Below are 22,021 nucleotides of genomic sequence, written 5' to 3' on the forward strand. Positions count from 1 at the left end.
ATTAGTCCATAATTAAATCAAATTTTCTTGTTTTTATATTTTTCGATACTGGCTGACCTATATCTCTTACTTTATTTCCAGCGTTTAAATTTTCTTCCAGTTTTTCCAAAGACACTGATGTGGTTTCCGGGACAAAGTAATAAATAAACCAGCATGCCAGCAGGCAAAAGCTGGCAAACATGGCAAAGGTAAATACTTGACCCGATAATTGATAAATGGGAAGAAACGAAAGTGATACTACAAAATTAGCGCCCCATTGAAACACTGTAGCAATACTCATTGCCAAACCACGCACCGATAAAGGATATATTTCAGATATTAACACCCAGAACAGAGAGCCCAGGCTAATACAATATCCCATTACATAAAATGATAATCCGCCTAAAATCGAGAATTTATTGATAAGTATAGAATTGCTGGCTAGGAAGCTAACAAAATATAAGCTAATTGATGCGATCAAAGTACCACTGATTAACAAAAATCTTCTGCCTAATTTATCAACATAAAAAAGAGTGACTACTGTAAAGATAAAGTTGACCAGACCCAAAAAAAAGGTGGCGAGAATTGCATTTTTTACTGGGAAAAAACCAAACGACTCAAATATAACCGGTCCATAATACATCAAGGCATTGATTCCGGAAAATTGCTGGAACAGGCCTAAACCAACACCCACCAATAGAACAAAAATAATCGGTTTCTTAAATATCCGGGTATAACCTAGCGCAGTATTGTCTATGTTACTACTTATTTCAGCCAATTCCTGCTGAACATTATACCCGGCTGGTCTAATTTGTTTTAAGGCCTTTAAAGTAGCATCAGCTCCGTATTTCATCATTATCCAGCGGGGTGAATGAGGGACAAAATACATTCCTGCAAATAAGACGAGTGCAGGCAGGCTCCCTATCCAAAATAAATATCTCCAACTCATTAATGAATAGTCATGAAGAAGATAACCAATCAAATAGGCGACAGCCTGGCCAAACGTAATTGTTAATCCATTAATCAATACTAAAGTTCCTCTTTGATAGGGTGGCGCGATTTCAGCAATAAATAAAGGAGCAATGTAAGACGCAATACCTATACAAATACCAATGATAAATCGGCCAATTAATATGGAAACTAACCCAGGAGCCAAAGCACACAAACAGCTCCCTAGAATAAAGCCCAAAGCGACTATTTTTAATAAAGATCGCCTGCTTAATTTATCTGCGACAAGACCACTTATAGGTATTCCCAGTATGCATCCCAGTAAACTGCTACTGACAACTTGTGCCCATTGCCAATCTGTTAGTCCCAACTGAGCGATGACCTGATCTTTCACATCAGCAATGACGCTGGAATCAAATCCGAATAAAAATCCACCAAATCCGGCAATTACCGCAATCAGGAATACAAATGCATTCATTCCTTTGTTCATATAACTATCTGTCCCTAATGAAAATCCTGTTCGTGCATGATGTTATCACGGCCAGGTTGCAAGAAAAATATCAAAGTGTAAATTATTGAAGATAAAATAATACTTTACCCCAATAATAGATTTTACTGATTAAACAGACATTTTTGGGTGGGAAGAGGACACGCGTAGCCAATGTTCCAATTTGAATAACAATAAGTTGTTAATTCGTGCAACAATACTGCGACACAATATGTCACGTAAATTCTTGTTGCATTGCAATCACAAGTTGCAAAAATTAATTATATTCGAGATACAGCGGTTTCTAAAGGTATCGTTGTCCATTAGTAAATTATCAGTTAAAGTTAATTTGGTATTTTTTGCAAAATAGTGGGAAAAGGCAAGGACTCTAAAATCCCGCCTATCTGTCGTTTGAACGCAAGAATAATTATAGCCACTGTAATTATGGACGCATATTTCCATCATCGTACTCCTCATCTATTTCATTAGAAGTATGAAACGGAGCCGATACCTGAAAAGATTCTTGTGGTCTATAATTAAAAAACCCCATCCCTGAAGCAGTGACAGCTACAGGTGTTTGAGCTTCATATAAGGGAGAGAATTGAACTTGCGCAGAGCTGGGTTTATTTTGTAAGTATCTTATATGTTGCGTTAGCTCCTGAACAATTTGCAGATCACTTGCTTTGGGTGATTTGATTGTATTCAGAATTTTAATGGCTTGTTGATAGGTAGCTATTGCATCTGAAAATTTTTGATTTTGTATATAAGATTTGGCTAAATTTAGAACTTGCATTGCCATGCCACGATAAGCGCTATCACTAGGTGTTACATTTACAAAAACCGGATTAAAAGCGACTTGCTCAGCCCCGGAGACTGGTTTAGAAGTTGAGGGATCTGCTGACAAAGACAATTGCGATAACATATTTTCCAAACTACGATCAATTTGTTGTATTTCACTAATGGATACATTTTCAAACTGCTCAAAAAACGCTTGCTCTTGTTGTCTTGCAACTTGCCCCTCGCCAAGCAGATATTCATGATTCATAAATTTAGCAGAGTTTAAATAAGACTTTGTTGATAATTTTTTTTCATAAAAAACATGAAATTGTTTAAAATTAGCAACTGGATCCCCAATTTGTTGTTCTTCAAATGTTTTATTTTGAATCAATCCAAATGCTTTTAGTGCATTAGCCATTGCCTCATCCCCAGCAGCTTGATTCATCAGCTCATAGCACGCGTCAGATAAATCAATATATAACTCAGTTAGAAGTCGATAAGAGTCATCATTTAACAGAGTTTCGATGAGGTGATTTATTGCTGCTTCATAATGTCTACCAGCGCTTAAATAATCTCTTCTATTAAAATACAGGGTCGCCAGATCATAATGTACATTAACTATTGCATTAATATCCTCAGGAATTTTATTGGAAATTTGTAAAAATAGATCAATTGCCTTGAGATACTCGGTAATTGCCTCTTTTATGAAATATCTCTTTTCAAGGTCTTTGGCAGATACGATTTTCTGTCTGGCATGTATTCTCTTTACTTCATCCATCATTGACTCCTTTAATGCGAATTCAGATCCATATAAAAGACAACTTATTGAAAAATAATCCAGCCCCCTTAAAATAGGAATTTTTTACTGCCTAAAATTAAAAAAGAATTCGTTGTGAACTGGAAAGTTGCATTAATATCATTATCTCTTTTTATCTGCAATCAGTATCGAAGTCACGTAAATTGCTGTATTTAATTTACGAGACCTATAACAGGACAAACCACTCCAACCTCTTTAAAAGCATTAATGACATCCTGCTTATTATATTGTCTATCAATTGCCGCTTGAATAACCCCACAAGCGGCTGCTTCAAATGAAGTCCCTGATGTCCAATATTTTATATTGGCGTCCACCATCACTTGAAATGCTTTTTTCACTGACCAATTGGGTTCATGAGCTAAAAGATAAAAAGCCTTGTTAAAGATCCCACTGGTCAGATGAACATCCAAATCATCATGATAATCATCAAAATGGTCAATGGAATGGCCATCTTTCGTTGGGTAATCCATGTAACGAATTGGCTCACCACTGATAGTTGCCTCACGCCCTATGGACCAATCGTCACCATCCCAATACCATGGAAAATCTTTACGTAAGTAATCCTGCATAGCAATAGATGCCATATCTGAGAACGCTTCATTGATCCCACCGGATTGCCCATTATAGACCAGGTTGGAATGCAATCTGGTAAAATTATGAGACAACTCATGAGATAAAGTGCTCTGCGCTGGTGCTGTTAATTGAGTATCACCATCGCCAATCACAATTTGTTGATGCATTAAATACAATCCTTTTATTTTAATAGAAGGCACCGCAAAGGCATTATCAAAATTTTTAATATGAGTATAGGCTCGCAAAGGCAAATCGTCACCTAAAGGTTTTTCCACTCCATAATACTCTTTATACATTTCCAGTGTTACCCCGGCAAAATACATAGCATCATTGACTGCAGAAAAACTGTAATTTGCAGGTGATGTGTCTCCATCATTAATATTGATATATTGTGATTCTTTACTGCAGGGATAGGAAAAAGCCGGTATATTTTTATAGATTTCCACAATGCTTAGAACCGGGAAGGATCTTTTGTCCAAATCAGTGTGCGCAGCATTAATAACCCTTACCTCAGGGCTTTCCACAACACAATTTTTTCCTTTGACTGTTACCTCAAATTTGCCAAGAGAAGGAATGTCCTTCATTGAATCGCCATGCTGAAACAAGCCTGATCGATAGGGAAGGATGAATACATTTCCACCCAAGCCCTGGCCAATTTTCTTATGGGTTAAATCATCCCAACCTTTCAATATCAAACCAGAATTGGCATCGACAATATAATTGGGAGCAGAGACAAAATGCAATGGATCATTCGTGTACATCGACAAATGGTAGGCAAGATGTGCTTTTTTATGTGAATCCAAGTAAATGATTTTTTTAATATCTTTGTAAATGATCGAATTGTTATTATGCTTTATTATCTGGCTTTCAATATCACTGGCACTGAACTTCCCATCAGTCTGATGAATTTCTTTTTCAATTTCAGACACATCAACACCAGTCAGAAAAGCTTTTGACTTGCTCGCCTTATGGAGGATCAGTTCATGGCCCCAAACAGGAATATTTCTATAATAAATTTGATAGCGAATATCATTAGAATCATGATTCCCTTCATGATCAACAGGGCTCAACTGATAATTTAAAGACGTCATTTTCTGAGTAATTGATATAAATCCTTTTTTATCATGCAAGATACTAACATTGTATTTTTTTAAATTGTTATCACTCGCTTCCCAAATAAGATTTTCTGAAGCGGCTTGCAGATTAACATTTGCCATAGAAACAACTAAAAATGAAACTATCCGTGTTTTCATATTTTTTCCCTGTCTTTGACTATTGTTGTGTCTTTCAGCGTTTACCGATGTTCGCTGACGCCTGATATGTGATCGCATACTGCATCAGCCATAGCAGAGGCGGCTTGACTGCTTTCCCTGAACCAAAGTTCAGGTTCTATCATTTCTAACTCACTCAAACACAATTTATTGTTGTTATCCCACATGACATCAACACGTGCATACACGGGTAACTCATCACATTGAGCTATGACATTCTCAACAAATTCCTTTTCTTCTTGAGATGCCTCATAAGGATGCACAGTTCCACCGAAATCATCCTGTACTCTAAAGTCACCTGACTTTGCTTTTTTTAATATGGAATGGCTATACTTGCCACCAAATACCATAAAAGATACTTCTCCTTTACTTACAATCTGCTCTTGAAACTCCTGCAATAACATTGATTCATTGCTAATCAATGATTCAAATATATTTTGATATTGGTCTGCAGAATCCTGATCAAACAAATAAGTATGGCGTGCACCACCTGCGATTGCAGGCTTTAATATGGCTTTCTTCCATCCTGATTCCTTCATTAACTGGCTTAAGATACTTAACTTCCCTTTTTTTAAAAATAAAGTAGGAGGAATATTAATTCCTTTTTGCTGTATATCACTCAAATAATGTTTATCAATATTCCATTGAATAATAGAAATCGGATTTATAAACTGAATGCTTTTTGAGCAATTATTAAGCCAGTGATGAAACTCGTTATACCGATGAAAATAATCCCAAGTGGCGCGAAATAAAGCATATCGAGTCTCCGACCAATTATATTCTCGATTGTCCCAATGAGTTCGTTTAACCTTTAATCCTTTTTGCTCCAGAGCTTCAGTTAAGAGTCGATCTTCGGTGAGCACATTTTGAATATAGAGAGTAATATCAGTCGGGTCTATAAAATCCTTCTGTGTCAACAAGACAATATCACACTGGTTAAGGGTCATGATAGAAACAATCCGTATCAAATGATACAAGAATACTTATCTTTTTAAATGAAATCTATATATCCTTATCGCAAATCAATTGAATCAAATTAACAATCATTGCATTTTGAAGGCTCATTGTTTAATCTCTGGCTGTATGTTTATCAAATCACTTATTTAAGGACATGATGAATGTTTAAAAATGCCATAGTAAGGACTCCATCTTCTACAATGATCAATGGTCTAACTACATCAACCGAATTGGGGAAACCCAATTATGAGCTTGCATTAATACAGCACCAAAGCTACACCAATGCACTATCAAAATGTGGCCTTGAAGTGACTGTACTTCCAGCCCTTGAACAATTCCCTGACGCCTGTTTTGTAGAGGACGTGGCATTATTAACTGAACAATTTGCTGTCTTGACAAACCCTGGAGCAGAGTCCAGGCGAGATGAAGTTCAGGAAATTGAATCAAGTATTCAAGCATTTTTTAAAAACAGGATCTTTAGAATAAATCCTCCAGGCAGACTGGAAGCTGGGGATGTACTTAGAATAGACAATCATTTTTTTATTGGCCTCTCGGAGCGAACTAATAAAGAAGGAGCCGAGCAGTTAATTTATTTGCTTAATCAGCATAGCTACACCGCTTCTGTGATTCAGCTAAAAAAATTTCTACATCTTAAAACAGGAGTGAGTTACCTGAATAATGACTATGTATTGGTTAGCGGAGAATTAATTAATCATCAAGCGTTTAATCATTTAAAACAAATAGTAGTGAGTTCTGAAGAATCCTATGCGGCGAATTGTATTATGATTAATGAGACTGTGTTATTACCCATGGGTTATCCGAAAATAACCCATCGTTTGTCTGAATTGGGATTTACAATTATTGAATTGGATGTGAGTGAATTTAGAAAGATAGATGGTGGTTTAAGCTGCTTGTCTTTGAGATTTTAATGAAAAGACGCTTGTCTGTTTTAAGCCTTACCTTAATCACTGTTTGCTCGGTTGATAGTATTAGAAACCTGCCAGCAGCCGCTTTAGCCGGGAACCAGCTGACTCATTACTTTGCATTAGCCTTGCTCTTCTTTCTTCTTCCTTGCGCTATTGTTGCTGTTTGGTTCTCCAGGCAATCAGAACAAGGTGTGTATGGGTGGGTAAAACAAGGATTAGGAAATCATTGGGCCTTCATAGCCATTTGGTTTCAGTGTATTCAAAATGTTTTAATTTATCCTACCTTATTGAGTTTTATTGCTGGTACTCTGCTCTACACCATCTCACCTGATTTAATTCAAAACAAAAGTTTACTGTTTTTAATTATTATTTTTTTGATTTGGAGTTTAACCTGGATAAATTTAAAAGGAATTCATCTCTCAAGTCGTTTTAACTCCTATTGCTCCATAACGGGATTAATTCTACCTTTTATTATTATCCTGTTAATGGGATTATACTGGTGGATTACCCAAATCAAACCAGATACCACCATTCTGCCGCAAGCCGAATCGTATTCCTGGACTTCACTGACTGCAATTATCCTGTCATTTTGCGGTATTGAACTAGCGGCAGTACATGCAGGGGAAAGTGAGCAAGGCGCATTCCCTAAAGCCATTGCAATTTCAGTTATTATCATCTTTCTGACAATGTTATTTGGTTCGATCGTATTGGCTATGATCATTCCCCCCAAGCAATTAAGTTTTATCAGCAGCATTCCCCAGCTCATACAATTATTTTTTAATAAAATAGGCTATGGATATTTTGCTTTCATTATTAATGGGTTAATTGCAATAGGCTGTATAGGTGCTGCCAATAACTGGCTCATTGCCCCTATAAAAGGACTGGAATTTGCAATAAAGGAAGGATTTTTAAATAAACAACTCAATCAAGTGAACAAAAATAACGCACCTGTCAGGCTATTAGTCTCACAAGCCATCTGTGTATCCATTATCAGCGCTTTATTTCTTATCGTACCATCAATCAATGCATCTTATTGGATCATGTTGAATGCAGCCACACAAATCAATTTATTAATGTATCTCTTGCTCTTTATCAGCGCTATCAAAATAGTGTCCTCAAAATTCGTTATGAGTAAGTTAAATATAATCATTTCTGCTTACCTCGGATTGGCAGGTACTGGTGTTGCCTTGATTGTAAGCCTAACCCCACCACCATCGCTCGCCATTAGCTCCAAAATAATTTATGCACTGTTTGGAGGAGTTTTTCTGATCGTAATGACTTTAATTCCCCTTTGGTCAAAATCTAAAGTCCTTACATGAAAAGTAACAACCAATCCTGATTTGCAAACTCAAACACAAGTTTCATACTCTCAGCTATAATTGAGATATTAATCATTAGTTATTGTAAAATCAGGTGAAATTTAGCAGAAATTCAGTACTCATCGGAGATGATGATGAAATTGACAAGGAATATGATTGCTCAGGCTGTTCAGGCCAAAATAATTACAGAGGAACAGGCCAATAACCTCATTGAATTCATAAAAAACCTCCCCGAACAAACTCCAGGGTTTAACTTAACCAATGTCCTTTATTATTTTGGAGGACTTATAGCGATTGGCGCAATGACTTTGTTTATGAATCTTGGATGGGAACTGTTTGGAGGTTGGGGTATTTTCTATTTGTCAGTTTGTTATGCCATACTCGGACTAAGTCTTTGCAGTCAATTCAGTAAGAAAGGATATATCATTCCTGCCGGCATTTGCGCTACTTTTGTCATTTGCCTTACTCCTTTGGCAATCTATGGCTTACAAAAAGGAATAGGCTGGTGGCCAGATGACACTGTTTATCATGACTATCATGTTTATATCAAATGGCATTGGATCTTCATGGAGTTGGGTACATTGATGGTTGGCATTATCTTGGCCTGGATATATCGGTACCCTTTTATGATTATGCCAATTGCAGTCACACTTTGGTATATGTCCATGGATATAGCAGCCATGATAGGGAACGGTCAATTTGATTTTGAGCTAAGGGCAATGGTTTCGATGTACTTTGGCTTAATTACCGTATTGATTGCCTTTTGGGTGGATGTTCGATCCAGTCAATCAGCAGACTATTCTTTCTGGCTGTATATATTCGGTGTAATGGCTTTTTGGTTCGGTTTAAGTTGCCAATCCTCTGACAGTGAAATATCCAAATTTATCTATATGTGCATTAACCTGTTCATGATTCTGATAGGAGTCATTTTAAACAGGAAGGTATTTGTTATTTTTGGTGCATTAGGATGTTCTTATTACTTAGGGCATCTGGCATTCCAGGTGTTTAAATTCAGTATGCTTTTCCCTGTCGCTTTGACTGCTATAGGCTTTGGCATCATTTATTTGGGGATAATCTGGCAAAGAAATGAAGCCAAACTAACCAAAGAACTCCGATCCATACTTCCCAAACCATTAAGAGATTTATTGGAAGCAAGAGACAACATGGATTAAGGAAAGATATTTTTTTAATGAAGAGATTAGATTTTTCGTAAATACTGAATCAGATAAATTTGCAGGTAACTCTTTACTTTCAAGTACCCGAAGTAGAAGATAGATGAGTTCATCATTATTTTCTTTCAAAAGGACTTGAGGAGTAATTATGTTAACTTTATCACTCGCCAAATGTATCAATGCGACAAAGAATGGGGCATTCAGCGTCAAAGATTTGGATCTATCAGCCCCTCTCTCTTACGAAGACATATTATTTTTAGCTGAATATCTAAAAATCACGCCAGTTACTGAACTTGATTTGTCAATGACCATCACCAAAGAAAATTCAAAAGCGCTAGAGGATTTAAGCCAGGTCATTGCTAAAAATTCACTGCTACAAAAACTGACATTTGAGGCGACTCTCAATTTCGATTTTTACTTTAAACACAACTTGCCAATTGGTTGGTTAGATTTTATAGATGATCATCGGTTAAAAAAAATAGCAACGCCTGTCCATGAGGCATTGGTTAACATGCTAAAAAACAAACCAGCTCTAGACAAGTTAACTATAGACTTTTTAGCGATGGAAACTCCTCTTGACAATAAACATATCAACCTGCTAACTAGATCTATCAATAAAATTCCGCTTAGTTATTTAAATTTAGGCTTATCAGTGACCAAAGAGGCGCAAATACCCCTATTTAAGTCGAAAGAACCAAATCAATCTCTCGAATTTCTAATCCTTCGTGGTTTTAATTCAGGCAGAAGTATATTGAAATATTTAGCTCAAACATCAGTCTTAAAAATGTTGGCGATTGATGACATGCAATTCGAAGAACATGATTTTAAGCTGCTGGGTGCTATTATGAAATCCAACACTTCACTGAATACCTTGATTCTTGGTAAAACCAATCTTGGACAAATCAATTCACCAGATGTTCTTAACTGGCTCAGTGCATGCCCCAGCCTGAACAGTCTTATACTTATTGACAATAATCTAAGCCGGCTTAATGTGGACGGTTTATGCAAATTATTAGTGAATAATCCCCATTTAAAAAAACTGGATTTGTCCAGGAATGCTTATATGGGCGACGACGCGATAAAAATTGCCAAATCGTTAACTTTCAATACTCATATTGCAACATTGGTGCTGGATGATAACTATATTGAAAGTGAGGGGCTACAAGCCATCATCGATCTGGTAAAAAATAATAAAAATATAAGATCTCTATCCATTTCAAACACCTGTCGATATACACCTTCTAACGAAATAATTCACAGTCTATGTGATTTATTGCAAGATCCTGGATGTCAATTAAAAGAACTAAAATTTAACCAGGATATTACTTTGGCACAGTACCTTATGCTGCAACATGCTCTGAACTCTAACAAAACACTACAATACATTGATTTCAATTTTCGAAATCAGAATATTCTTGAGGCAATTCTTGGGAAAAATAATAATGAGTTTTCAAGTGACAATCCTAAAGAAGAAAAAGCCCCAAATACTTTGAATACGGATCCGACTAGCAAAAGTGCTCCATTATTTTTTATTTCCCCAAAGAGTCGGCACGAAGAGAATAAAAATGAACTTTCTTCTTTACCGAGTTATAGTGTCCATCTCCATTAGGGACAACATACATTACACTCAATTATAATTTCTCACTGGCGATGTACACAGTTGGTGCTGAGCAATCTGCGAGGCCCAACCTACCTCTTTATATTCGAATAAATACATTACGTTTATATAAAATCAAAACAACTAGAAAATTCAGGAAAAGAAAACAGATAGAATACAGCAATGCCGCATTGTGATTACTGAATCCTCCAAAAAAATAATCTTTAAGATAGGATATCAATGCCATTTTAGAGCCATCAGGTGTTGTTATTTTAAAAGCATATTGTAGTTTTAAAAGAATGACATGGAATACAAAAGCAAATAATGCATTCATGCCAAATATTTTAAAAAAAACCGACCATTTTTTAATATCTAATCCATCAATCAGCAAATAACACAAAGCAAAGATGAGCAGAGCCAGACCACTGCTCCAGAGTACATAGGAACTGGTCCATAAATTTTTATTGATAGGAAAACTCATATTCCACAACCAACCCAATAACAAAAATAGCAAACCAGCTGCTCCCAATAGATAAAATTTCTTCAGTTGACTGTATGGATTGATTAGTAAACTACCAGCCAGCACGCCTGATAAAGTAGTAGCTATTGATGTAAAAGTGCTTAAAAAACCCTCAGGATCATACGTTTTTTCATATAAATGGGAGGCTGAAAAAAATAACTGGTCAAAGTATGAAACCCAACTTCCGTCTTTGGTTAATTGATTTGCTCCATATCTTGGGACAGGTACCTGAGTCATAATAATCCAATATCCTAATAAAAGAACAAGAAAAATAAAAAATTGAGTTCTAATTGAGGTATTTAGATAAATAAAAGTGGAAATTAAATAGCAAACAGCAATTCGCTGTAGAATGCCATATATTCTTATACTATCAAATTCAACAGGATAGGGAAAAACATTCAAAAACAATCCTAAAAGAAATAAAATAATACTTCTCTCTATGATGGCAGAATATAATGAGAAATTGGATTTTTGTTCCCTTTGGTTTTTCAGGCTAATTACGCTGGTTAAACCGACGATAAACAAGAAAAATGGGAAAACCAAATCTGCCAAAGAGCAACCATCCCAATCCGCATGCTCTAGAATCGGGTAAGGGTCGATAGCTGCCTGACCATTAACCAAAATCATCAATACAATAGTCATCCCACGAAATACATCAAGAGATAAAAGACGTTGGGGTTTTAATGTAACTGTAGTCATGCGCTCTTTAAAATTGATTTATAAAAAACTGATCCCTATTATCTTACCATGAGTGACGGATTGTAATATCAAAACTAAAATTAAATTTCTAAAATCTATATGAAAATCTCTTTTAAACTTGTATGTTAGACAAGATTGACTTAACTTGAAGTTAAACTAATGTTTGGTAAAAAAGAACGTACATTATTATTTGCAAATAATTTGTGGTACTTGTCAGAAGGAATGTTGGGCCCTCTCTTTGGTATTTTTTGCCAAAGATTCAACTCGTCTCCCTTAGACATATCATGGGTATGGTCCTTGTATTTAATTTCAGTTGGAATTGTGGTGATTGGCTTGGGTTATATTTCTGATTTTATTCATAAGGAAAAATTACTGGTTGCCGGGTACGCTCTCCAAACCATATTGACCTTTTGTTACATCTTCATAACAAGCAAAAAACAACTGGCTTTATTACAAATTGGCCTTGGAATATCAGGTGGACTCTCTACTACAACCTGGTATGCTCTGTATGCCCGCTATGAAGATAAAACACATGAAGGACTCACCTGGGGTTTGGCAAATGGCTTATCAAGCATTTACACTGGTATCGCCTTGTTATGTGGTGGTCTAATTCTTGCGAATGCATCATTTGATGTTTTGTTTATCATCATGGGGTGTATTCAATTTCTAGCTACTATTTATGTCAGTAAGCTTGTATTTATTGAACGCCCCAAAATTATCAGGCGTTTTAGAAATCCTGGCTTGGCTAAAAATTAATTTAAAAATCTTAAAACCCATGTTGAAATCTCAAATCATCTGGACATTTTTTAATGTAAATTGAGGCTACATTCATCAAAAAAAACTGGAATCCAAATAACTTGTCTGCTAATGTCCGCATTTATTCAAATGCTATCACGTATTAAATTATTATAAGGATATGATTATGTTTGAGTCTTTTCGAAAATGTTTATCTGCCATTTCAATGCGAGCCCCTTATTCCTCTTCAACGGGACATCGTAACGCGCAGCGCACTAGTGCCGCGTCCGAAGTATTGGGCACAACACTTGAAACATTTGATCCGGCAGCATCAATTCCCACAAAACTTGCTCAAACTTTAATCTCAATTTATTCCCTGTTCAGATTTGATACTCATGTTTCTGAAAAACTGATTCATTTTTTGCAAGGTAGCCTAGCTGCAACACAAATGGGCCTTGGTATTGCTTTACTTTTTACTGGAACAGAGTGTGAAGAATATACGGATGCTGATCTATGCAAGGCAATATTTTTATTACAATTACTGTACCGTGGAACTCTTTTGGTTGGCTGGGCTCCCAGCGAGTTTTCCAAGGATCCTTATGTTGAGCCTAAAGTTGCATCAGAAGACAAGTCTGACGCTGATGTTGATGCTGAATCTGAAGAAGAGAATGAAGAGGAACAGCCAAGAAACTCAATTTCAGTTTAATTTTAAATCCCTTGCTCCGATTGGAACAAGGGATAGCCTATAGCTATAGATAGTCAAATATAATTCAACTAACCATCTGAATAATAATATCCCGCGCATCAGATAAACCCCGGTCATCTACCACCCTTACCACATATTTACCAGGCTTTGCTTGCCAGAGATAAGGTTGCTCTGATTTTGTTTTAGCTACAAAACTTTCATTGATAAACCAGTATAAATGTGCAATTCCAGCATCTGTAACTGCAGTTAATGGGATTATCTTGTTTGATTGGGTATTAGCATGGACAATATAACTTACCCCAGCTTGGGGCGAGGTAATTTGAGGGCTGATACCACCATTGCCCGACAAAGCACAATCCGGCTCAAAAAATGGCGGGGTATGACGTTGAATCCCTGCCTTCCTGAATATTCTTAATAAATCAGAAGGCCAAAACTCATATACTTCAAAACGAGTGTTTTCATCAATGTGACAAGTACGAAGTCCTGTTTTACCGTTAACTGCCACCTCTCTAAAAATGGTATCCGTTTTAATGGGTGATTTACCTGGAATAAACCAGGTCCATTCTGTATCCGTACAATATCGACCAGGAAGCATACCTGAGGCTTTGCATACTTCTATTTTTTCCAAATGCATGTGTTCAGGGTATTTTTCAACTCGAGCTATTGGTCCTCTTTCATGTTTTATTGCATCAATCAATTCAAAAAATAAAGGCGCAGCAATTTCTTTACCTATAAAAGCCGGATTTGCCTGATTATCAAAATTACCTATCCAAACCGCCAATACATAAGGGCCCAAAATTCCAACTGTCCAGGCATCCCTGTATCCCGAGGAAGTGCCTGTTTTCCAGGCAATTGGTAATTGTAAACTGCTATTATTATTCGACTCTTTCCCTGGAGTGTTTTTTAACATATCAAAAATTAAAAAACTTGCCTCGGCGCTAAGCAAGCGATGACCTTCTTTTCTGAGCGCTGCTTTTAATGAATTGACTGGATACCAAACTCCATCATTAATCAGCATAGCATATAAGCCAACCAATTCTTTCATAGTGAGTTCAACACCACCTAAATTAAGAGACAAACCATAATAGGATTCCGATCGCAACTGAGTTACATGCGCCTGTTCCAGTAACTTATGTAATGTTGGATTAGTTAATTGATTGGAAAGCTCGATGGCCGGAATGTTACGACTAAGTACCAAAGCATCTTTTGCTTTGATGGGCCCCATAAAATCATAATCAAAGTTTTCCGGATTATAACCATTAAAACTCTGTGGTACATCCTTTAAAACCGTATTGGGGTGAATTAAACCTTGATCGAGTGCCAATCCATAAATAAATGGCTTTAATGTAGAACCAGGTGATCTTTTGGTTTCTACACCATTGATCTGCCCACCTATGTTGTTATTAAAAAAATCAGCAGACCCCATCAACGCCTTAATACTCATAGTACGACTATCGACAAGTAATACCGCCGCGTTGTGAACACCAAACATTTTTTTTCTTGCCAAATACTGTCTTGTAATTCGCTCCACAACTAATTGAAGCCTGTAATCCAAAGTTGTTGAAATACTTTGTGATAAACCAGGATTTTCTTTCAATACCATGTTTACAAAATGAGGAGCAAGGAAAGGTAGGTTTTGATTGGTTTGCATGACTAAAGGCAGCCCAAACAGAGATTGTTTCTCCTTATCTTCTGGATGCTGCTTCAACCATCTGACAAATAAACGATTTCTTATTTTCTTTAATTCACTGTTTTTTGATGTTCTTTTTACCGGATTTTGCGGGATAATGCTTAAAGTTAATGCCTCTGGTAAACCAAGCTTTCTAACAGGCTTATTAAAATAAATTAAGCTCGCTGCCCCTGCTCCTTCTATATTCCCACCATAGGGCGCCAAATTGAAATAAGCCTCAAGAATTTTATCCTTATCATAATGACGCTCTATTTGTAATGCTCTAATAATTTGCCATAATTTTCCGGAAATTGTCTTGGAGTTAATTCCAAAACGAATTCGCGCCACCTGCATTGTGATTGTTGAAGCGCCAATTCTGCGAGACTTGACCACATAAGTTTGCCAAATGGCTTTCATCATGGAAAAAGGGTTCACTCCTTTATGCCAGCGAAAATACTGATCTTCCTGTAAAAGGGTGGCTTCAATTAACTCCTTAGGTATTTGAGATAACGGAATATACAGCCTGTATTTGTCATCTTCACTTAAAATTAATCGTAATAATTGTTGATTTTCATCATAAACCGCTTTAGAAAAATTGAATTCTTCCAATAAAGAAGGTTTGGGAGAAAAAAATAATAATAAAAACCCACTGACAAATAGCGCGACCAGGATTATGCTAAGATATTTTATTGCTTTTCTCATTGCCCACAGCAGGGATGATATAAAGGTTAAATTATATTCAAATTAATATTTAAATGCATTAGAATTGGCAAAGGATAGACTAATAATTATAAATTAAATAATTTATTGCGGTGGGTGTATGCTTTACCGCACCCTCATTACAGATCTTAAAAATTAACTTAGACCAACCAGGACCCCATATCACTATGAACAAAAACCCATTCTCCTTAATTATGAATGTATTGTGTTCAATATTTTCAACCCTATTCGGTAAAATAAAATGGAGTAGTCCGAGCTGGTTAGTTTATTTAAAACATAAATCAAAAAATTCCCCCCAAATATTTTGGGGAACAACTCTATTATTTATCGTGCTATTAGGCGCAGGCACTTATGGTGCTTATTGGTATAATAATTTGCCAAAACCAATTTATATTACCGCTTCCATCACAATACCAGATATCACACCTAATGAGGAAAACCTTGTTCCAAATAATCTCATTATTGATTTTGGCATTAGAAATAATGAATTTATCCCACAATCAGTTGCCCCCATTAATTTAATTGGTAAAGAAATTGATGAAGGGATAGAAATGAACCCGCAAATTGCTGGCAAATGGAGTTGGAATAGCGATAGCCAATTAATTTTTATTCCCGCTGAAGATTGGCCTGCGGGACAAAAGTATACTATTCATTTTGCAAAAAATTTCTTTGCACCCAATGCTAATATTGAAAGTTATGATTTATCCTTTACAACAAAACCCTTTCAGGCCTCAATCAGCGAGTTCAAATTTTACCAGGATCCTGTCAACGCAGAAACAAGGCACGCTGTAGCAACCATAGAGTTCAACTATCCTGTAAACCCCAAGAGCCTTGAAAAAAATACTTCTGTTGTATTCCAAACCATTAAAAATGGAAAAGCGGATCTCACTGCGGAATCCGTTTCTTTTTCTTATACTTATGATAATAATAAGCGAACTGCCTATCTTCATTCAGCAAATATCAAAATAGAAGATGTATCGCGTTATTTACTTTTAACTTTGAATAAAAATGTCAGCTCTTCAACTGATTCAGCAATTCTTGGACAGGCAATTAGCAAAAATTTGTTGATACCCGATGCAAGTAACTTTCTAAAAGTAGTTTCAACATCAGCTAATATAGTCCGTAATGATAAAGACAGGCCCGAGCAGGTACTTAGTATTGAAACCAGTCTTGGTGTTGATGAAAATGACTTTAATAAATCCATACACGTCTATTTGCTGCCTCAAAACTATCCTGCCACCGCCGCGGAACCAGAAAAATCTAATTACGAATGGCGAAATCCGGGTGAAGTAACGAATAATATTCTGTCTCTGTCGACTCCATTACCTAAAGAGGTAATTCCTTCTGAGCAAAATTACACTACTTTACATAGCTTCAAATTTAAAGCACAAACTCCCCGATACCTTTACATCAAGATTGATAAAGGAATGAAAGGTTTTGGTGGTTTTAAATTAAGTAATGATTACGCTGCTATTGTGCCTGTACCAGAATACCCCAAAGAAATCAGTTTCTTGCATAAAGGCTCTCTATTGGCACTGAGTGGTGAGAAAAAACTATCAGTCCTCATACGAGGAGTACCCGCAGTTAAGTATGAATTTGCTCGTGTATTACCTGATAATGTCAATCAACTGGTTACTCAAACACAAGGCGATTTCAGCAACCCTTATTTTATTAATCCCTCCTTTAATCAACAAAACATCAGTCAAATTTTCTCGGAAATCCAACAGTACGACTCCAGCGATTTAACCAGACAGCAATATACATCCCTTGATCTGGGTAAATATTTAGCATCCGAAGCCAATGCCTCAGGACCACAGGGATTGTTCTTATTACAGGCAACAGGTTGGGATGTAACCAATCAATACGCTCTGGATGTTAAGACCAGTCGTCTGATATTGATTACTGATCTGGGGATGTTGGTAAAAGACAATAATGATGGGAGTCATGATGTATTTATTAACTCCATTACACAAGGACTCCCGGTTGCAGGGGCAACAGTTACCATTTTAGGTAAAAATGGCTTGCCTATTTTATCTCGTGTTACTGATGAACAAGGACGGGCAAATTTTCCTACTTTGAAAGATTTTATTGAAGATAGGGAGCCAACCGTGTATTTGGCAAACCTGAATAATGATGTGTCTTTCATTCCATTCAATAATTACAACAGACAATTAAATTTTTCAAAATTTGATATTGGAGGAATCTATACCAATGATCAGGATTTGCAGAACTTAACTGCTTATTTATTTTCTGATAGAGGAATATATAGGCCTGGAGACACAGTACATGTTGGAATGATTGTAAAACGAGCCTTTGCAGAACCACAACCTTCTGGTCTGCCATTACAAGTCACTGTAGTAGATGCGAGGGGAACCACCATTAAAGACCAAAAAGTGACATTAAATGACACTGGCTACATGGAGCTTGATTTTACTACCACTACCAATTCCCCCACTGGTCAGTATATGGTTTATTTATACCTGGTAAAAGATAATCATCCGCAAAGTCTTCTCGGCTCAACCAGTGTTCGTATTTCTGAATTCCAACCAGACAGAATGCGCATTACTTCCAGCTTTGAACCTAAACCCTTTGATGGCTGGAGCTCACCCTCCGACCTGAAAGCCAAGGTAGAACTTTGGAACTTGTATGGTGCCCCTGCTGTCAATAGAAGGGTAAGTGGCAAAATTTTATTAACTCCTCAACGAGTGCAATTTGACAACTATCCTGATTATATTTTTGCAGATCCATTATATGACCCGAAAAAACCACCTAAAGTTTTTACAGACAATCTGGCAGAAGCAACAACCAACGAGAATGGACAGACTGAATTTAACCTGAATCTCGAACGTTTTGAAAAAGCAACTTATCAATTAACCTTTTTTGCTGAAGGCTTTGAGGCTGGTAGTGGCAGAAGTGTTACCACACAAACTAAAACGTTGGTCAGCCCTTTACCCTATTTCATTGGCTATAAAGCGGATGGTGATTTGCATTTTATTAAACAGAACAGTGTCAGGAATGTTAACTATATTGCAATTAATCTGCAGTTAGGTAAAGAAGAAGTAAAAAATTTAAAGATACAATTAATTTCCCTGCGCCCTGTCACCACTCTGGTTAAAAAAGCCGACGGCACTTATCAATATCAATCCACAATTCAATCTACAGTCATCAATACCAATCCATTCGAAATTAAAGAATCTGGCATTAGCTATCCCTTGCCAACGAATACTATTGGTGATTACTCCCTCAACGTCTTAGATAAAGATGATAGTGTTCTTAGCCAGCTGCAATTTAGCATAGTTGGTACCAGCCAGGCTCCTCTCGCTAAAAATGCGGAGTTATCCATCAAGCTCAATAAAGAGGAGTATCAAGCCAATGAAGATATAGAAATCCAAGTCACAGCTCCTTATACTGGCTCAGGCTTAATCACTATTGAAAGGGATAAAGTCTATGCTGTGCAATGGTTTAAAACGGAAGCCACAAATTCTGTACAAACCATACGCATACCTGCTGATTTCCAGGGTAATGGATATGTGAATGTAGCGTTTATTCGTGATTGGGAATCTCCTGAACTCTTCATTAGCCCATTAAGTTATAGTGTTGCTCCATTTAATGTGAACCATGATAAGCACGATATAAAAATCGGACTAAAAGTACCTGAATTAGCCCGTCCTGGGGAATCTCTTACGATTGATTACCACACAGACAAACCCGGTAAAATCATCGTATTTGCAGTGGATGAAGGAATATTACAGGTTGCCAATTATGCTACACCCGATCCGCTCAGTTTCTTTTTCCAGAAACGAGCTTTAGAAGTATTAACCCAACAGACGGTTGATCAAATCTTGCCTAAGTTTATCCAGGATAGAGAAATATCTGCTGTTGGAGGTGATGAAGGTGAAGCGGCTTTGGCCAGTCGTCTCAATCCATTTAAGAGAAAGACTGACTTACCAGTTGTTTACTGGTCCGGTATTCTTGACACCGACAGTACTGATAGGCAATTAACCTACCAAATACCGGATTATTTTAATGGGGCTATCCGAGTAATCGCTGTGGCAGTTGCTAATGACTCTGTGGGAACTCGCGAAGTTTCAGCAGAAGTTCGTGGTGATTTTATTATTAGTCCCAATGTACCTACTTTTGTTGCACCCGGAGATGAATTTGAAATATCCGCCAGCGTTGCAAATAATATTAAAAATTCAGGAGAACACGCTCAAGTTGAAGTAGAACTTACCGCATCACCAGAGATTGAGGTAATCGGTAGTGCAAAAGAGTCACTGGAAATCAGCGAAGGCAATGAACAAACTGTGTATTTTAAATTGCGCGCCAAATCTCAGTTGGGATCTGCTAGCATTGCTATCACTGCCAAATCAGGAGATAAATCGAGCAAGATGGATAGCATGCTTAGTGTCAGGCCTGCCAATCCCTTCACAACCTATATTAACAGTGGCAAATCACAAGATTCTCAAAAATCATTAGAAGTTATCCAGACATTGTATCCGGAGCATCGTAAGGTAGAAGCTACTATATCTACCAGCCCATTAGTTCTAATCTTTGGATTACAAAGATATTTGGATAATTTCCCGTATGGTTGTACAGAGCAATTGACAAGCAAGGCCTTGCCCTGGCTGGTTATGAACAGTTTACCCTGGTTCAATTCGGAAAGTGGCCCAATTCATGAAAAAATTAACACCACAATTCAAATGTTAAGTCAAAGACAAATGTCTAATGGTGGGTTTAGCTATTGGCCTGGTCTAAATGACAACTCAGGAAATAGTTTTGCATCAGTTTATGCCATGCATTTCTTAACTGAAGCAAGAACACAAGGATTCAATGTCCCTGGAGAGATGTTCTACAATGGCATTAATTATCTTAAAGAGTTGGCTAGCCGCAATCCTACGGATGCGGACACAGCAAGAATTCAAGCTTATGCCATCTATATTTTAACCCGTAATGAATTAGTCACTACAAATTATTTAGCCAATTTACAATTGTATTTACAGCACGATACTTCGAAAAACTGGCTAAAAGACATCACAGCAGTTTATATTGCAGCCACCTATCAATTATTAAAAAGTTATAATGAAGCAAATCAATTGATTGCCCAATATCAACCACCAACAAATAATGCATTTACAACTGATTTTTATGATCGCAATATCGCAGATGCACAATATCTCTATCTTGTTGCAAAACATTTTCCTAATTTACTGCCTCAAGTAAGCGACAATATACTGATGAATTTGGTACAAGCGATAAATAACGATGAAATCAATACAGTCTTATCAGGTTTTTCCAGCCTGGCTTTGGGTGCTTACCCACAAAATGAATCAACAGAGCTATCTGATAAGCTGTCCATGACTGAAGTGTTGGCAAACAATCAGCAGAGAAACATCCCAACTGATCAAAATAATTATCAAAAATTAAATATTGATGAAACAGTCAAAACAATCCGCTTTAATAATCCTGACAAACAAACATTCTTTTACCAACTTGTTCAATCAGGGTTTGATAAAGTAATCCCGACAGAACCTTTAAAACAAGGTATAGAAATTTTCAGAGAATATCGGGATGAGAAAGGCAATGTCATTGATTCAGCGACTTTGGGTGAAGAAATTGAAGTACACCTGCAAGTCCGGTCATTAGATAATAATTATCTGAGCAATATTGCCATTGAGGATCTCTTGCCAGGCGGATTTGAGGTCGTTAGAGATTCAGTAAAAACGGATAATATGGATTATGCTGATGCCCGGGAAGACAGGGTTAACTTCTTCGGCTGGGTAGATTTAACTGCAAAAGAGTTAGTTTATAAAATAAAAGCAACTAACGTTGGTAAATACATAGTTCCGTCACCCTATGCAGAAGCAATGTATAACCCAAATACGAAGGCAAGAGGTTCTGCATCAGTCATTACAGTGTCCAGAGAAAAAGATTAATTGCTGGCAAGCAAAGTCAAGAGTTAAAATCTGACTTTGCTTGCTAAAAAACACCTATTAATTGCCCTCATATTTACTCATTCCGACAACGGTCATGTGAGTTGCTTCAAAATTAAATCCTCTGGATTTCAAGCATGAGAACCACGTTTTGATTTTCCAGCATTTGGTATAATGTAAGAGCGGATAGATTCCTCAGCTCCTGCGCGGGAATGACTT

Annotated in this window: 13 protein-coding genes; 7 read left to right on the forward strand and 6 right to left on the reverse strand. The window is 36.9% G+C overall.

Annotated features, from left to right (window positions below):
* Nucleotide 1: 1 nt before the first annotated feature.
* The 4 genes from OQJ02_RS07785 to OQJ02_RS07800 all read right to left on the reverse strand — a co-directional run bounded on the left by OQJ02_RS07785 (nt 2) and on the right by OQJ02_RS07800 (nt 5,799).
* Complete coding sequence (locus tag OQJ02_RS07785; RefSeq protein ID WP_265718643.1) at nt 2-1,417, reverse strand: sugar porter family MFS transporter; 1,416 nt, start codon at nt 1,415-1,417, stop codon at nt 2-4.
* A 439-nt stretch (nt 1,418-1,856) separates the two neighbouring features.
* Nucleotides 1,857-2,972, reverse strand: a complete 1,116-nt coding sequence (locus OQJ02_RS07790) for a tetratricopeptide repeat protein (protein WP_265718644.1) — start codon at nt 2,970-2,972, stop codon at nt 1,857-1,859.
* Between the two features lie 188 nt (nt 2,973-3,160).
* Entirely contained in the window at nt 3,161-4,834 is a 1,674-nt protein-coding gene (locus OQJ02_RS07795) for a M4 family metallopeptidase (protein ID WP_265718645.1), read from the reverse strand.
* A 41-nt stretch (nt 4,835-4,875) separates the two neighbouring features.
* Nucleotides 4,876-5,799: an ATP-grasp domain-containing protein gene (locus tag OQJ02_RS07800; RefSeq protein WP_265718646.1), complete on the reverse strand. Its 924-nt coding sequence runs from the start codon at nt 5,797-5,799 to the stop codon at nt 4,876-4,878.
* A gap of 171 nt (nt 5,800-5,970) precedes the next feature.
* On the opposite strand from OQJ02_RS07800, the gene OQJ02_RS07805 reads away from it, so the two are divergent.
* The 4 genes from OQJ02_RS07805 (at nt 5,971) to OQJ02_RS07820 (ending at nt 10,835) form a co-directional block, all read left to right on the forward strand.
* Entirely contained in the window at nt 5,971-6,738 is a 768-nt protein-coding gene (locus OQJ02_RS07805; RefSeq protein WP_265718647.1) for a dimethylarginine dimethylaminohydrolase family protein, read from the forward strand.
* On the forward strand, nt 6,738-8,054 hold the full coding sequence (locus OQJ02_RS07810; RefSeq protein WP_265718648.1) for an APC family permease: 1,317 nt from the start codon (nt 6,738-6,740) through the stop codon (nt 8,052-8,054). The genes OQJ02_RS07805 and OQJ02_RS07810 overlap by 1 nt, the downstream gene beginning before the upstream one ends.
* A 134-nt stretch (nt 8,055-8,188) precedes the next feature.
* Complete coding sequence (locus tag OQJ02_RS07815) at nt 8,189-9,226, forward strand: DUF2157 domain-containing protein (RefSeq protein WP_265718649.1); 1,038 nt, start codon at nt 8,189-8,191, stop codon at nt 9,224-9,226.
* A gap of 148 nt (nt 9,227-9,374) precedes the next feature.
* A complete protein-coding gene (locus OQJ02_RS07820) occupies nt 9,375-10,835 on the forward strand; it encodes a type IV secretion protein Dot (protein WP_265718650.1) in 1,461 nt (486 codons plus the stop codon).
* 88 nt (nt 10,836-10,923) lie between these two features.
* Here the strand turns inward: OQJ02_RS07820 and OQJ02_RS07825 are convergent, their stop codons facing one another.
* Nucleotides 10,924-12,042: an acyltransferase family protein gene (locus OQJ02_RS07825; protein ID WP_265718651.1), complete on the reverse strand. Its 1,119-nt coding sequence runs from the start codon at nt 12,040-12,042 to the stop codon at nt 10,924-10,926.
* 159 nt (nt 12,043-12,201) lie between these two features.
* Between OQJ02_RS07825 and OQJ02_RS07830 the strand changes: the two genes are divergently transcribed.
* Both OQJ02_RS07830 and OQJ02_RS07835 read left to right on the forward strand, forming a co-directional pair.
* Nucleotides 12,202-12,798 (forward strand): MFS transporter, encoded by a 597-nt coding sequence (locus OQJ02_RS07830; RefSeq protein ID WP_265718652.1) that lies wholly within the window; start codon nt 12,202-12,204, stop codon nt 12,796-12,798.
* A gap of 166 nt (nt 12,799-12,964) precedes the next feature.
* Nucleotides 12,965-13,483: a hypothetical protein gene (locus tag OQJ02_RS07835; RefSeq protein ID WP_265718653.1), complete on the forward strand. Its 519-nt coding sequence runs from the start codon at nt 12,965-12,967 to the stop codon at nt 13,481-13,483.
* A 64-nt stretch (nt 13,484-13,547) separates the two neighbouring features.
* Here OQJ02_RS07835 and pbpC read toward each other — a convergent pair whose 3' ends face one another.
* Nucleotides 13,548-15,854 carry a penicillin-binding protein 1C gene (pbpC, locus tag OQJ02_RS07840; protein ID WP_265718654.1) on the reverse strand — a complete coding sequence of 769 codons (2,307 nt, stop codon included), beginning with the start codon at nt 15,852-15,854 and terminating at the stop codon, nt 13,548-13,550.
* 185 nt (nt 15,855-16,039) lie between these two features.
* Here pbpC and OQJ02_RS07845 point away from each other — a divergent pair, with 185 nt between their 5' ends.
* Complete coding sequence (locus OQJ02_RS07845; protein ID WP_265718655.1) at nt 16,040-21,805, forward strand: alpha-2-macroglobulin; 5,766 nt, start codon at nt 16,040-16,042, stop codon at nt 21,803-21,805.
* The last annotated feature ends 216 nt before the right edge of the window (nt 21,806-22,021 follow it).

The sequence above is a fragment of the Legionella sp. PATHC032 genome, from assembly GCF_026191185.1.
Taxonomy (GTDB): domain Bacteria; phylum Pseudomonadota; class Gammaproteobacteria; order Legionellales; family Legionellaceae; genus Legionella.